The sequence below is a fragment of the Amycolatopsis sp. lyj-108 genome (assembly GCF_046549005.1).
Taxonomy (GTDB): Bacteria; Actinomycetota; Actinomycetes; order Mycobacteriales; family Pseudonocardiaceae; genus Amycolatopsis.
In genome coordinates this window covers 195,185-208,153 of record NZ_JAJPWQ010000003.1, presented here as the reverse complement: position 1 = coordinate 208,153, position 12,969 = coordinate 195,185, and the positions used below count along the sequence as shown (strand labels likewise).

The following is a 12,969-nucleotide window of genomic DNA, read 5'->3' as shown; positions in this document are numbered from 1 at the left end:
CAGCGCGATTGCGTTACCCCATCCAGGGGAGGAGATGGCATGGGCAGACCCGAGCGACCGTTGGACGGTACAACCGGTCCGATCGCCGCATTCGCTCACGATCTGCGCGTTTTGAGGAACCGAGCGGGAAACCCGAGCTACCGGGAACTCGCGAGGACGGCACTGTTCGCACCTTCCGTGCTGTCCAGCGCGGCCAGCGGCCACCGACTGCCCACTCTCGCCGTGACCTTGGCGTTCGTCTCCGCGTGCGGTGGGGATCGTGCGGCGTGGGAACGGCGTTGGCGGAGCATCGCCGGGCAGACCGGGAGCGGCGCCGAGGTTCGGGACGACCGTGCGCCGGCGCCACCGCAGGCGGAAGTTCCGCCGGATGCCGCGCACGCGGTGTCATCCGGCGTCATCCGCCTCGCCCATCCGGCTCAGCTGCCCATGGGATCGAGGACTTTCGTCGGCAGGGAAAGGGATCTGGCCGACGCCGCCGGGATGATCGGGGCGACCGGGCCGGTCAAGGTGCCGTTGCTCGTCAGCGGACCGATCGGCGTGGGGAAGACGGCTTTCGCCTTACGGCTGGCCGAAGAGGTGGCGGCGGACTTCCCGGACGGGCAGCTCTACGCCGATCTGGGGGACGGCGGAACCGGTGGCCGGTCGGCCAACGGGATCGTGCGGGGTTTCCTGCGTGCGCTCGGCGTGCCGGCGCATCTCGTACCCGACGACCCGATGCAGCGGATCGGGCTGTACCGATCCCTGCTCGCGGAACGCAGGTTGTTCGTGCTCCTCGCGGGCGTCAGCGACGAAGGACAGGTGCGGCCGCTGCTGGGCCGGGCCCCGCACAGCCAGGTCGTGGTGACCAGCCGCGCCCGGCTGCTCGGGCTGGAGGACACGAACCGGATCGAGCTGGACACGTTCTCCCGCAAGGAATCACTGGCATTGATCGGCAGGATCGCCGGCCAGGGCCGGGTGCGGTCGGAACACGGCGCCACCGACACGATCGCCGAGTTGTGCGGGGATCTGCCGTTGGCGATCAACATCGTCGGCCGCAAGATCGCCGCACGTCGGGAATGGGCGATCGCGTACACGGCGGGCCGGCTCGCCGATCGCGAGCGGCTCATGGACAGTCTCGCCGTGGGCGACGTCAATGTCCGGGACCGGTTCACCTCGGCGTATGAACGGCTTTCGGCCGCCGAGCGGGAGGCCATCCATCACTTCGGGCAGAGCGGGGCGGGCTGGACGACGTCGATCGGCATCGCGGCGGCGATGGGCATCATGATCGAGACCGCCGACGAACTCCTCGAATCCGTAGTGGACGCCGGACTTCTCCAGCGTTCCAACGTCGCCGGCCGGTACGCGGTCTCCCGGTTGGTCAGCGCGTTCGCCGCCGAGCGGCAACGCGAACCGAGCCCGTTCGCCGCCGCCGTCCCGATGGTGGGCCGCAGGGCAAGGAAGAACGCGTTCGAATCGCTGCGCCACGAGGCTGTGCGCACGCTGCCGGGTGGCTCGTCCGAAGGTTGATTGTTCTCCCCGTGCGGCGCTTCCGGTCAACGGGCCGCGCGGTGTGAATGAGTCGACGAATGATGGCGAGCGAAATCCGGTGACACAAGGCTGATTCTGTCGATGAAGGAGGGGGTCACGATGGCGGGATCGTAGCGATCGAGGACGGCAAGCTGCTGTTCGCGCTGGAGTCGGAAAAGGACAACTACCCGCGCTACGACCGGATCACCGGTGAGCTGATGGCACGTGCGGCGGGCATGCTCCTGCGCCGCCCGCTGTTCCGGCTCAACGCACCCGGCAGCTACGTGCGCGACGTCGCGAAGGGGGCTGACGTGCTCTCCGAGCTCGTGCCGATCATCTCCGGGGCGGCGGGTGCACTGAGGCTTCCGGACCACCTGTACCGAACGGACGACACGTGTGATCCGACGGACGACACGCGTGACTGGACGGACGACACGCGCGCGGCCAGGTCCGCCGCGAGTCGCCGCGGCGCGGGACCGGGCATGTTCGAGGAAGCGGCCATCCGGGTAACCGTCGGCGAAAGCACCCGACGGGAGGAGTCCGATGCCAGACAAGTTACGGCCACCGCAGCAGCAGGAACCGCCGGGCGTGACGTCGAAGATGGACCCGCCGCCTCGCGACTCCATGGAGGACTACGAGGGCCGCGGTCTGCTGAGCGGTAAGCGTGCGCTCATCACCGGCGGCGACTCCGGGATCGGCCGCGCGGTCGCCATCGCCTTCGCGAAAGAGGGCGCCGACGTGGCGATCGCCTACCTGAACGAGCACGAGGACGCGAAGTACACCGAAGAGCGCGTACGAGCCGAAGGGCGCGAGTGCCTCCTTCTTCCGGGTGACCTGGCCGAGGCGGCGCAGTGCCGCGAGATCGTCGACCGGACGGTGAACGAGCTCGGTGGCTTGGACATCCTGGTCAACAATGTCGCCACACAGTGGCCGGTTGATTCCCCCGAAGAGCTCACCGACGAGCAGTGGACCCACACTTTCGACGTGAACATCCACAGTTTCTTCCGGGTCACCAACGCCGCCTTGCCCCATCTGGGTGAGGGCTCGGTGATCATCAACACCGGCTCGGTGAACGGCTTGCGGGGCAACAAGTCCCTGATCGACTATTCCGCGGCCAAGGGTGCCGTGCACGCCTGGACGTACGCGATGGCGCAGGCACTGGCCGATCGCGGGGTCCGGATCAACTGTGTCGCGCCCGGTCCGGTGTGGACACCGCTGATCCCGTCGACGTTCCCGCCGGAGAAGGTGGAGAAGTTCGGCCTCCAGGTCCCGTTCGAGCGCGCCGCTCACCCCGACGATCTCGCGCCGTCGTACGTCTTCCTGGCGTCCAACCGGTTGTCGTCGTACTACAGCGGCGAGGTCATCGCCGCGCTGGGCGGCGAGACGACACCCGGCTGAGGCTCGCGACCGCGTCGACGACGGCTTCGGGCGCGATACGGGCCAGGCAGGGACAGCCGGGCACGGGGCATACCCGTGCCCGGCTGTCCCTGCCTGGCCGCGTGCTGGTCGCCGAGCACTCCGTACGGCGCCCAGCGCGACGACGGCACGACAAGGGCGAACAGGGAGACCAACCGGAGTCCCGACGGCGGCCGCGAGGTGGGCAGGGCCGGTGTTGGCTGCCACCACGACGTCCGCCCCGGCGAGCATGGCCCGCCTTGGCGACCTGCAGGCCCAGATCCGAGTCTTCCCGGTAGGCACGGGGAAAGCGTTCGTCGAATCCGCCGACCTCGGCGAGCACGGCCCGGCGGCAGCGGGACGACGAGCCGCGCCTGCGACGCCGCCGTCTCCGGACCGAGGGAGAGGAGGTCGTCGGCGAGCTTCCGCGGCCAGTCCGAGCCGATCACGACGTCGTCGTCGAGGAAGGCGATCCACTCGGTCTCGGCGCGCCGCCAGCCGGCGTTGCGGGCCGCGGCGGGACCGCGTCCGCCGGAGCGGACGACTTCGACCTCTGTACCGCACGGGGGAAGCCGCAGTTCGTCACCACCGGGCCGGTCGTCGGAACCACGATCGTGTGGTCGAGGTCGCTCACCCTCTTCCGGTACCCGAGTGCCACGGCCGCAAACGCCGGTCACGCCGGGATCGCGTCGGTCTTCCGCTGCCACGAGCGATGTTCGCCGAGTTGCGCGAGGAACGAGGCGAGGAAGCCGTCGGGCAGGGTGGCCTCGGCCGCGGTGGTGGTCACCACGCCTTGGTCGACGAGGGTTTCGGTGTCGTCGGCCAGCTTCGAGGTCACCCCGGCCCGGCGCAGCAGGTCCAAACCGGAGCCGAAGGCGGCCACGGGCTTGGCGTGCTTGTAGGCCTCGGCGACGAAATGCACCGCGTACCCGTCGCGTTCGAGGAGGTTGATCGCGCCCGGGCCACACGGGACGACGACGGCGTCGTAAAGCACCGAAGCCATGGTGTTGAGCTGCTTGTCGGGCCGCAGGGGATCCCCTTCGCCACCCGGCCGCAGTTCGGCCTCGGTCGGCGCGAGGACCTCGACGATCGCGCCCTGCTCGGTCAGCGCCTCGACCACGCGGCGGACGCCGATCGTGTCCACACCGTCGGCGGCGAGCACGGCGACCTTCCGGCCGGTCGGGGCGACCGGGGGCTGGTTGAGCTGGGAAAGCGCGGGAGAGGAACGGTCGTGCTGCGGGGCGGCCGGCACGCTCACCCCGATCCCCTCGGCCACCTGGGCAGCCAGGTCGTGGTCGACGTTGTTGAGTTCGGCGACCGTGCGCGCCCGGACCTCCCGGTCCTCGACCTTGCCGAGTTCGAACCGGAACGCGGCGACGATGTGCTCGCGTTCGACCGGGGACATGCTGTTCCAGAACAACGTCGCCTGACTGTAGAAGTCCTTGAAGCTCTCGCTGCGCTCCCGGATCTTGTGGCCCGAAACGGCTTCGGTGTAGTGGCGGAAGACGCCGGAATCGGCGATCGCCGGGCAGCCGCCGCCGAGCGAGTTGGGGAAGTAGCCCGTCCGTCCCTTGTGGACGTTCTGCTGGCCGTGCCCGTCGCGCTGGTTCGTGTGCACGTTCGCGATCGGCCGGTTCACCGGGAGCTGGGAGAAGTTCGGGCCGCCGAGCCGGATCAGCTGCGTGTCGAGGTACGAGAAGTTCCGTGCCTGCAACAACGGGTCGTTGGTGAAGTCGATGCCGGGGACGATGTTCGCGGTGTGGAAGGCGATCTGCTCGGTCTCGGCGAAGAAGTCGTCGGGGTTGCGGTCCAGGACCATCCGCCCGACCGGCCGCACGGGCACCTGTTCCTCGGGGATGAGCTTCGTGGCGTCCAGTAGGTCGAAGTCGAAGTCGTGCTCGGAGTCCTCGTCCACCAGCTGGACGCCCAGTTCCCATTCCGGGTACTGCCCGGCCTCGATCGCGTCCCACAGGTCACGCCGGTTGAAGTCGGGGTCTTTGCCCGCGATCTTCTGGCATTCGTCCCACACCAGGGAATGCGTGCCGAGGACGGGCTTCCAGTGGAACTTCACGAAGGTGCCCTTGCCGTCGGCGTTGACGAGCCGGAAGGTGTGCACGCCGAAGCCCTGCATCATCCGGTAGCTGCGTGGCAGCGCGCGATCGGACATCAGCCAGAGCACCATGTGCAGGCTCTCCGGTTGCAGCGAAACGAAGTCCCAGAACGTGTCGTGTGCCGACTGCGCCTGCGGGATCTCGTTGTGCGGTTCGGGTTTCACCGCGTGCACGAAGTCGGGGAACTTGATGCCGTCCTGGATGAAGAACACCGGCATGTTGTTGCCGACGAGGTCGTAATTGCCCTGCCGGGTGTAGAACTTGGTCGCGAAGCCGCGGACGTCGCGCACAGTGTCGGCCGAACCGCGTGAACCCGCGACGGTGGAGAACCGCACGAACACGGGGATCTTCTCGCCGCTGGTGAGGAACTCGGCGACCGTGTGGTCGGACAGCGCGTCGTCGTAGGCCTCGAAGAAGCCGTAGGCGCCCGCGCCGCGGGCGTGCACGACCCGTTCGGGGATGCGCTCGTGGTCGAAATGCGTGATCTTCTCGCGGGCGTGGAAGTCCTCGAGCAGCGTCGGGCCGCGGGCGCCCGCCGTCAGTGAATCGTTCGTGTGATCGACCCGGACCCCCTGCTGCGTCGTCAGCGCGGACCCTTCCGGATCGACGCGGCTGCCGCCCAGTTGTTCGTCCTTCGCGTCCTCTCGATGCTGTGCCACAGATCTCGCCCCTTCGTGGTGGTGGATTCCCTCGCGGCTACCCCGGCGCGGTTTCGGCGAAACGGCCACGTGTGCGAGGGGGCAACAGCGGGTAACCGGCGGGCGGGAACTTCGAGGAGGTGCGAATGACGACGGTGGACCGGCCTGCCGTACTGGAGATCCGCGATCCGGCCGACGACAGTCTCGTCGGCAGCGTCAAAGCGACGACACCCGATGGTGTGACGACGGCGATCGCCGCGGCGAACCGGCAAGCCCCCGACTGGGCCGCGATGCCTGCCGCCGAACGCGGCGTCGCGCTGAAGGACGCGGCGAGGTCGCTGCGGGGACGGGCGGGTGAACTCGCCGTCCTCATCGAAAGCGAGACCGGGAAGCCCCGCGACGAGGCCGAAGAAGGTGTCCTGGCCGGAGCCGGGACCCTGGAGCAGTACGCGGAACTGGGTCCGGTGCACCGTGGACGGTCACTGCTGGGCGATCCGTCGGCCACCGATCTGATGGTGCCGGAACCCCGGGGCGTGGTCGTCGCGCTGACGCCGTGGAACGACCCCGTCGCCGTGGCCTGCGGGCTGCTGGGCGCCGCGTTGGTCACCGGGAACACGGTGGTGCACAAGCCGAGCGAACGCTGTCCGCACACCGGCGCCTGGCTGGGGAGCGTGCTGTCGGAGGCGTTCCCCGAAGGCGTGCTGCAGACCGTACAGGGTGACGGGAGCGTCGGCGCGGAACTGGCGGCCCACGCGGACGTCGACCTCATCGCGCACGTCGGCGGCACCGCCGCGGGCCGCTCGATCGCCGCGAGCGCGGCGCGGACGGGAGCCAAGGTGCTGCTGGAGAACGGCGGCAACGACCCGCTCGTCGTCGACGCCGGTGTGGATCCGGTCTGGGCGGCCGAGCAGGCCGCGACCGGGGCCTTCGCCAACTCCGGGCAGATCTGCGTCTCGGTCGAACGGATCCATGTACACCAGGACGTCGCCGACGCCTTCCTCACCGCCCTGGTCGCCGAAGCGGGCAGTCGCGACCTGGCCCCGCTCGTCGACCGGCGTCACCGCGAGGGCGTGCACGCGCAGGTCACGGAGGCGATCGCGCAGGGCGCCGATCCGCTGATGGGCGGTGTGCTGCCGGACGGTCCCGGCGCCTTCTACCCGGCGACCGTCCTCGCGGGATGCACCCCGGGGATGCGGGTCCTCACCGAGGAGACCTTCGGCCCGGTCGCACCGGTGACCGTGGCCGCGGACTTCGAGCAGGCACTCGAACAGGCCGCCGCCGGCGACTACGGTCTCGCGGCCACCGTGCTCACCCCCTCGATGGCGCACGCGCAGCGGGCCTGGCGCGAACTCCCGGTCGGCACCGTGAAGATCAACAACGTGTTCGGCGGCGCACCCGGCGGGGCCGCCCAGCCACGAGGAGCCAGCGGCAGTGGCTACGGCTACGGGCCGGAGCTGCTCGACGAGATGACCCAGACCAAGGTCGTCCACCTGGCGCCACCGGGGCCGTGATGGACCTCAGAAGCCGATGGGCGGCACCGTTCGCCTGGGCCGCCAGGGCGTTCCGGGTTCCGGGGGAGGAACGCCGGAGTCTCATCCAGACCACGAAAGCCGCCGCGGCCGCGATGATCGCGTGGATCATCGCGACGGCGGTGCTTCAGCTGCCTCAGCCCTTTCTCGCGCCGTATGCGGCGGTGTTCCTGGTGCAGGCCACCGTCTACCGCTCGTTGCGTGGCTGGGCGCAGCAGGTCGGCGCGGTCAGTGTGGGGGTGCTGCTCGCGGCGGGCGCCGGTCAACTCATTCCCTCGGTGACGGTGGCGCTCGGACTGGTCATCTTCATCGGGTTGCTGATCGGCACGTGGCGTGGCTTCGGCGATTCGGGGGTCTGGGTCGGGATCACCGGCATGCTGCTGATCTCCTACGGCAACGCGACCGAACCCATCCTGCTCGCCGACAGGCTGCTGGAAACCGCGCTGGGCGCGGCGATCGGCGCGGTGCTGAACGCGGTGATCCTGCCCCCGCTGCACGGCGAGAGCCTCCGTGCGGCGACCTCCCGGCTGGCTTCGGCGATCGCCGACGTCCTCGACGAAACCGCGGCACTGGTCCGCGACGGCCAGTCGGCCGAGGCGACCGAAGTGCTGCACGACCGAGTGGCCGACGTCCGCAGCCTGGTCGCGGAGGCGGAGGACGCGATCGGCTGGACCAGGGAAGGCCGGTACCTGAACCTCCGCAGGCGGCGGGACACGGGGGAGGAGTCCCTGTCGAACCTCATCTCCCTGTGGCAGCCGCTCACCCAGCTGATCGACGCGGTGAGCGAGGCCGCCGGGAGCGAGCAGCCGTTCCGGCATCCCGGCGAGCACGCGCGCGGGGTCGTCGGCGACCTGCTCGAAGCACTCGCCGAAGCGGTCCGTTCGGGGGACACGGTCAAGCTCGATCGCTGCCGCGAACTGCTCGACGAGATCGACGAGCTGCTCCTCACCTCGACGGACGAGGTCACCACCTCGATCGGGCTGGGGGCGATGGCGTTGCCCGCCCGCCGTCTCGTCCGGTGTCTTCGCGCCGATTAAGCCCGGGCGACCGTGGGTAACCGTACCCATGACCAGCAGCGGTAAGCGGATCGTGGTCACCGGCGCCACCGGCAACGTGGGGACGGCGGTGGTACGCGCCCTTGGCGCGGACCCCGAGGTCGGCTCGATCGTCGGCGTGGCGAGGCGCCCGAGTCGCTGGGAGAGTCCGAAGACCGAGTTCGTCACCGCAGACGTCGCGCGTGACGACCTCCGCGCCGTGTTCGATGGAGCCGACGTGGTGATCCACCTGGCCTGGCTCTTCCAGCCCACGCACCGGCCCGAGATCACCTGGCGCTCCAACGTGCTGGGGTCGATCCGGGTCTTCGAAACCGTCCAGGCGATGCGGGTGCCGGCGCTGGTGTACGCGTCGTCGATCGGGGCGTACTCGCCGAGGGACGACGACCACCCGGTGACCGAGGACTGGCCGACCCACGGATCGCCGGGTGCGGCATACACCCGTGAAAAGGCTTACGTGGAAAGGGTTCTCGAGGCGTTCGACCGAAGTCATCCGCGGCTTCGGGTGGTGCGGGTGCGCCCGGGGTTCCTCTTCCAGAAGGCCGCCGCACCCGAACAGCGCCGTCTTTTCGGCGGACCGCTCGTACCGGGCAAGCTCGTGCGGCCGTCGCTGATCCCGGTGCTGCCGGACATCCCGCAGCTGCGGATCCAGACCGCGCACACCGACGACGTGGCCGACGCGTACCGTCGCTGCGCGCTCCAGGACGTCAAGGGCGCCTTCAACATCGCCGCCGACCCGGTGCTGGACACCCGCGCGCTCGCGCGGATCTTCGGCGCCAAGCCGGTGAAGGTCCCGGCGGTCTTCGTCCGGCGCGCGCTCGCCGCGGCCTGGTCGCTGCATCTGATCCCGGCCACGCCAGGACTTTTCGACGCCGTCCTGCACCTTCCGGTGATGGACTGCACGCGTGCCAGGGAAGAACTGGGCTGGACGCCGCGATACTCCTCGGAGGACGCGATCGAAGCGTTCCTCAAGGGGCTGCGGGAAGGCGAAGGGTTCCCGACCGAACCGCTGAAAGCCGACGTCGGCAGGGGCCACGAACTGGCCACCGGAGTGGGGGAGCGGCCGTGAACGAGAAGGAACTGCTGCACACACTGACCAAGGTGGTGTCCACTTTGGACAGTACATCGGTGCGGTTCGCCGTCGCGGGCGGACTCGCCGTGTACGCGCGGGGCGGACCGCCGTCGGATCACGACGTCGACCTCTTCCTCAAGCACGAAGACATCCCCGAAGCGGCGAAAGCCCTGGAAGCCGCGGGGCTGCGACGGGTGTGTCCGCCCGAGGACTGGCTCACCAAGGTCTACGACGGCGACTGCCTCGTCGACCTGATCTTCCGGCCCAACCATCGCCCGGTCACCGACGAGATGCTCGACCGCGCTTCGCTGATGCGGGTCGGGCCGACCGCCGCCCCCGTGCTCAACGGGACCGATCTGCTCGTCGACAAGGTCCTCGTCCTCGGCCCGCACCGATGCGATTTCGGGCCGCTGCTGCGGATCGCCCGCGACCTCCGTGAACAGGTCGACTGGCACCGGGTGGCGGAAGAGACCGCCGAATCCCCGTACGCGTGGTCGTTCCTGACCCTGCTCGCGGCACTGTCCATCATCGACGGAAAGGAGCTCCCGATGCCCGCGGAAGCACCCCAGTACCTGGTCGCCAGGCTGACCAAGGCACTGGCCGAAGATCCGAGAACCGCCGAACTCGGCGTGCACGTCACCGTGCGCGGCGACCAGGTCCGGCTCAGCGGCGAGGTCCCGTGCGCCAACCGCAAGGCCGACATCGAGGCGGTCGTCTGCGAACACATCGCGGCCGAACTGGTGCACAACGACGTCCGGCTGGCCGACGTCCGCGAACCGGCGCACGCCGAGGAGATCCGGTGATCCGGGTCGCCGCGGTCGGGGACGTCCACCTCGGGGAGGACAACCGAGGCCTGCTGCGGCCGGCACTGGACAACATCGCCGAACACGCCGACGTGCTGCTGCTCGCGGGTGACCTCACCCGCCACGGCAGCATCGAGGAGGCCAGGGTGGTGGCCGACGAGTTCGCCGGACTCGACGTCCCCGTGGTGTCGGTGCTCGGCAACCACGACTACCACTCGGACGAGGCAGAGGCGATCAGCGGACTGCTGGAGGAAAGCGGGATCACCGTCCTCGAAGGCTCGGCCACCACGGTGGAACTGGAAGGCGGGAAGCTCGGGGTCGCCGGGGTGAAGGGTTTCGGCGGCGGGTTCGCGGGCAAATGCGGGAGCCGGTTCGGCGAACGCGAGATGAAGGACTTCATCGAGCACACCATGGCGGCCGCCAAGCGGCTGCGCACCGCGCTGGAAGGGCTCGAACACGAGCAACCCGACATGATCGTCGCGCTGACGCACTACTCACCGATCCCGGGCACACTGCACGGCGAACCGCCGGAGATCCACCCGTTCCTGGGGTCGTATCTGCTGTGCGAGCCGATCGACGACGCCCAGGTGGCGCTCGCGGTGCACGGGCACGCGCACTACGGCAGCGAGCAGGGTGTCAGCCCGGGCGGGGTCCCGGTGCGCAACGTCGCCCAGCCGGTGATCCGCGCGGCGTATGCGACGTACGTCCTCGAACCCGCGAAGGTGCCCGCATGAGGGAGCGATTCCACGGGCAGCTGAGCGGCCTCGGCGACCGCCTGTCGGGTATGTGCGGCATGGCGTGCGAGGAACTGCGGTTGGCCAACCGGGTCTTCCTCCACCGGGACACCGAGGCCGCCGCCGAGCTGACGACGGTCGAGGCGAAGCTGAACGCGGCACGGACCGAATGCGAAGAGGCCGCGCAGAAACTGCTCGCCCTGCAAGCGCCCGTCGCGCGGGACCTGCGGACCGTGCTCGCGGCGGTGTACTGCGCCGACCGGCTGGAGCGGATGGGCGACCTCGCCCAGCACATCGCCGAACAGGCCGCGCGAGCACCCGAATTCGGCGTCCCCGACGCACTCGCCGGGCGCTTCGGCGAGATGGCCGGGCTGGTCGTTTCGATGGCGGAAGATCTCGGTGTGGCGATCGAAGGACCGACGGCGGAGGTGTTCCCTTCGCTGGCCCGGTCCGATCAGCGCGTCGACGCGCTGTACGAGGAGCTGATGACGCTGGTGACCGCGCCGGACTGGGCCGACGGTGTCGCGCCCGCGATCTCGGTGGCGCTGCTGGCGCGGTTCTACGAGCGGTTCGCCGACCAGGTCGTGTCCGTGGCGCGACGGGTGGACTTCGCGCTCACCGGGGAACTGCCCGAGTCTTCCGTGCGGGATGTTCCTGCGGGGCTCTGAGGTCGCTGGGTCTCTGGCTGGAGCGGCGGGTGCCGCCGGAGGTTGCGAAAGCCACTTTCGCAACTGCTTGGACAACGGAAACGTTCCGTGAGGGCCTCCTTCCCTACCTTGAGAGTAGGGAAGGAGGCCCTCACGGATTCCGGGAACTCAGGTGGCGCGGTCCTCCAGCGCGTCCCGGATCTTGTCGATGAAAGCCGTTCCCGGCGCCAGTATCCGGTTCGCCGGCGGGCGGTCGGGTGCGGCGGGGTGTGGCCGAGTAGGGGCGATCGCCTTGGCCCGCAACACTTTCTCGCCCAGTTCCCGTAGGTCTTCCGGCGAGCAGGCGGCCTGCAGTTTCGGCAGCAGGTCGCTTTCTTCCTCTTCGATGTGGTGCCGGACGTCTTCGATCAGCTTGCCGACCAGTTCGTCGAAGCGCTTGTCCGTCGGTTCCAGGCCGATGAGGTCGTTCATCACGCGCTCGGCTTCGGCGTGCTCCTCGAGTTCGTGGTCGACGACCTCGTCGCCGTCGGGGAGGCGTTTCCGCGCGGCGGGGTACATGTGCTGTTCTTCCGCGATCGAATGCCGGACGAGTTCGGCGATCACGTGGTCCGCGAGGTCCTTGCGGTGCTGATCACCGCCCTTACCGGACTCGAGTTCCTTGAAGATCCGCTCGAAGGCCCGGTGATCCTCCGTGATCACCGAGACGAGGTCGTGTTTCGGGGTGGTGGTCATGGACACTCCTGTCCGTGGTCGTCAGTCCGACGCCTCACGGATACCCGCCGTCCGCGGTTCAATCACCCGGATTCGTCGGTGACGTGATGGGGCGCGCCGACGGGTTTCGATTCCGGGGATCCGCGCTGCCGCAGGTACACGCTGAACACCGCCATCGAGCCGATGGCGAGGAATTCCGACTGCCAGTTCTGCAGGGTGCGGTTCCAGAAGTCGGACGACACCAGGTAGCCGGACCACGACTCCGGATCGCCGAATTCGGTGAGCTGCTCGGCGTTGTAGGCGCTCATCCCGGCCACGGACTGCGCCAGCCACGACAGCAGGAACAGCCCCAGCATCACCAGGCCGAGTGACATCGAAAAGATCCCCGTCCGCCAGCCGCCCGCCCGTGCCCATTTCGGCGAGTCGGCCGTCGCGTGCCGTCCGACCTGTTGTTCCTCGTCCGTTTCCAGCCCGGCCCGGCCCCGCGGTTTCGATTCGGGTGAACCTCGTTGCAGCAGCCACACGGTCGCGAACACGTACAGGAAGAACTGGAGGTATTCCGATTGCCAGTTTTCGGCGACGTCGACGGCGAAGTCCGCGGACGTCACGTAGTCGAGCAGGCCGATCGGTTCGGCGGCGTGGCTGAGTCGCCTGTCGTTGTAGTCGGCGAGGCCTGCCAGCGCCTGTCCGGCGAGGCTCAGCAGGAACAGCAGCCCGAAACTCAGCGAAAGGGCGTTGTCACGCAGAAACCGCCGCATCATCCGCCCCTTT

Annotated in this window: 11 protein-coding genes and 2 pseudogenes; 8 read left to right on the top strand and 5 right to left on the bottom strand. The window is 69.1% G+C overall.

The features are described 5' to 3' along the window. Nucleotides 1-39: 39 nt before the first annotated feature. Nucleotides 40-1,506, top strand: coding sequence for an NB-ARC domain-containing protein (locus ACLJO0_RS12540; protein WP_410578541.1), 1,467 nt, complete (start codon nt 40-42; stop codon nt 1,504-1,506). Nucleotides 1,507-2,049: 543 nt separating this feature from the next. Continuing rightward, the gene (locus ACLJO0_RS12535; RefSeq protein ID WP_410578539.1) at nt 2,050-2,904 is read left to right on the top strand and encodes an SDR family oxidoreductase; all 855 of its coding nucleotides are present in this window, start codon (nt 2,050-2,052) and stop codon (nt 2,902-2,904) included. Here the strand turns inward: ACLJO0_RS12535 and ACLJO0_RS12530 are convergent. The 3 genes and pseudogenes from ACLJO0_RS12530 to ACLJO0_RS12520 form a co-directional block, all read right to left on the bottom strand. Then, nucleotides 2,867-3,156: pseudogene (locus ACLJO0_RS12530) on the bottom strand (glycosyltransferase family 9 protein); the annotation flags it as partial. The gene ACLJO0_RS12535 and the pseudogene ACLJO0_RS12530 sit on opposite strands and share 38 nt — an antisense overlap. Continuing rightward, a pseudogene (locus ACLJO0_RS12525) lies at nt 3,131-3,506 on the bottom strand (glycosyltransferase family 2 protein); the annotation flags it as partial. The pseudogenes ACLJO0_RS12525 and ACLJO0_RS12530, both read right to left, overlap by 26 nt. A 68-nt stretch (nt 3,507-3,574) precedes the next feature. Next, the gene (locus tag ACLJO0_RS12520; protein WP_410578537.1) at nt 3,575-5,671 is read right to left on the bottom strand and encodes a catalase; all 2,097 of its coding nucleotides are present in this window, start codon (nt 5,669-5,671) and stop codon (nt 3,575-3,577) included. Between the two features lie 125 nt (nt 5,672-5,796). Between ACLJO0_RS12520 and ACLJO0_RS12515 the strand changes: the two genes are divergently transcribed. Genes ACLJO0_RS12515 through ACLJO0_RS12490 form a run of 6 tightly spaced genes read left to right on the top strand, consistent with a single transcriptional unit; the run spans nt 5,797 to nt 11,508 of the window. Further along, complete coding sequence (locus ACLJO0_RS12515; protein WP_410578535.1) at nt 5,797-7,161, top strand: aldehyde dehydrogenase family protein; 1,365 nt, start codon at nt 5,797-5,799, stop codon at nt 7,159-7,161. Next, nucleotides 7,161-8,216: an FUSC family protein gene (locus tag ACLJO0_RS12510; protein WP_410578533.1), complete on the top strand. Its 1,056-nt coding sequence runs from the start codon at nt 7,161-7,163 to the stop codon at nt 8,214-8,216. The genes ACLJO0_RS12515 and ACLJO0_RS12510 overlap by 1 nt, the downstream gene beginning before the upstream one ends. Before the next feature lie 28 nt (nt 8,217-8,244). Continuing rightward, on the top strand, nt 8,245-9,300 hold the full coding sequence (locus ACLJO0_RS12505; RefSeq protein ID WP_410578531.1) for an NAD-dependent epimerase/dehydratase family protein: 1,056 nt from the start codon (nt 8,245-8,247) through the stop codon (nt 9,298-9,300). Next, the gene (locus ACLJO0_RS12500) at nt 9,297-10,106 is read left to right on the top strand and encodes a nucleotidyltransferase domain-containing protein (RefSeq protein WP_410578529.1); all 810 of its coding nucleotides are present in this window, start codon (nt 9,297-9,299) and stop codon (nt 10,104-10,106) included. The genes ACLJO0_RS12505 and ACLJO0_RS12500 overlap by 4 nt, the downstream gene beginning before the upstream one ends. Continuing rightward, a complete protein-coding gene (locus ACLJO0_RS12495) occupies nt 10,103-10,840 on the top strand; it encodes a metallophosphoesterase family protein (RefSeq protein WP_410578527.1) in 738 nt (245 codons plus the stop codon). The genes ACLJO0_RS12500 and ACLJO0_RS12495 overlap by 4 nt, the downstream gene beginning before the upstream one ends. Further along, complete coding sequence (locus tag ACLJO0_RS12490) at nt 10,837-11,508, top strand: phosphate signaling complex PhoU family protein (RefSeq protein ID WP_410578525.1); 672 nt, start codon at nt 10,837-10,839, stop codon at nt 11,506-11,508. The genes ACLJO0_RS12495 and ACLJO0_RS12490 overlap by 4 nt, the downstream gene beginning before the upstream one ends. Nucleotides 11,509-11,655: 147 nt before the next feature. Here ACLJO0_RS12490 and ACLJO0_RS12485 read toward each other — a convergent pair whose 3' ends face one another. Next, on the bottom strand, nt 11,656-12,219 hold the full coding sequence (locus ACLJO0_RS12485; RefSeq protein ID WP_410578523.1) for a hemerythrin domain-containing protein: 564 nt from the start codon (nt 12,217-12,219) through the stop codon (nt 11,656-11,658). A 62-nt stretch (nt 12,220-12,281) separates the two neighbouring features. Next, nucleotides 12,282-12,956 carry a DUF6766 family protein gene (locus ACLJO0_RS12480; RefSeq protein WP_410578521.1) on the bottom strand — a complete coding sequence of 225 codons (675 nt, stop codon included), beginning with the start codon at nt 12,954-12,956 and terminating at the stop codon, nt 12,282-12,284. Nucleotides 12,957-12,969 lie beyond the last annotated feature (13 nt).

What these genes read in the sequence shown, in the direction of transcription:
- ACLJO0_RS12540 (WP_410578541.1), top strand. Translation starts at nt 40, where the DNA reads ATGGGCAGACCCGAGCGACCGTTGGACGGTACAACCGGTCCGATCGCC.
- ACLJO0_RS12535 (WP_410578539.1), top strand. Translation starts at nt 2,050, where the DNA reads ATGCCAGACAAGTTACGGCCACCGCAGCAGCAGGAACCGCCGGGCGTG.
- ACLJO0_RS12515 (WP_410578535.1), top strand. Translation starts at nt 5,797, where the DNA reads ATGACGACGGTGGACCGGCCTGCCGTACTGGAGATCCGCGATCCGGCC.
- ACLJO0_RS12510 (WP_410578533.1), top strand. Translation starts at nt 7,161, where the DNA reads ATGGACCTCAGAAGCCGATGGGCGGCACCGTTCGCCTGGGCCGCCAGG.
- ACLJO0_RS12505 (WP_410578531.1), top strand. Translation starts at nt 8,245, where the DNA reads ATGACCAGCAGCGGTAAGCGGATCGTGGTCACCGGCGCCACCGGCAAC.
- ACLJO0_RS12490 (WP_410578525.1), top strand. Translation starts at nt 10,837, where the DNA reads ATGAGGGAGCGATTCCACGGGCAGCTGAGCGGCCTCGGCGACCGCCTG.
- ACLJO0_RS12485 (WP_410578523.1), bottom strand. Translation starts at nt 12,219, where the DNA reads ATGACCACCACCCCGAAACACGACCTCGTCTCGGTGATCACGGAGGAT.
- ACLJO0_RS12480 (WP_410578521.1), bottom strand. Translation starts at nt 12,956, where the DNA reads ATGCGGCGGTTTCTGCGTGACAACGCCCTTTCGCTGAGTTTCGGGCTG.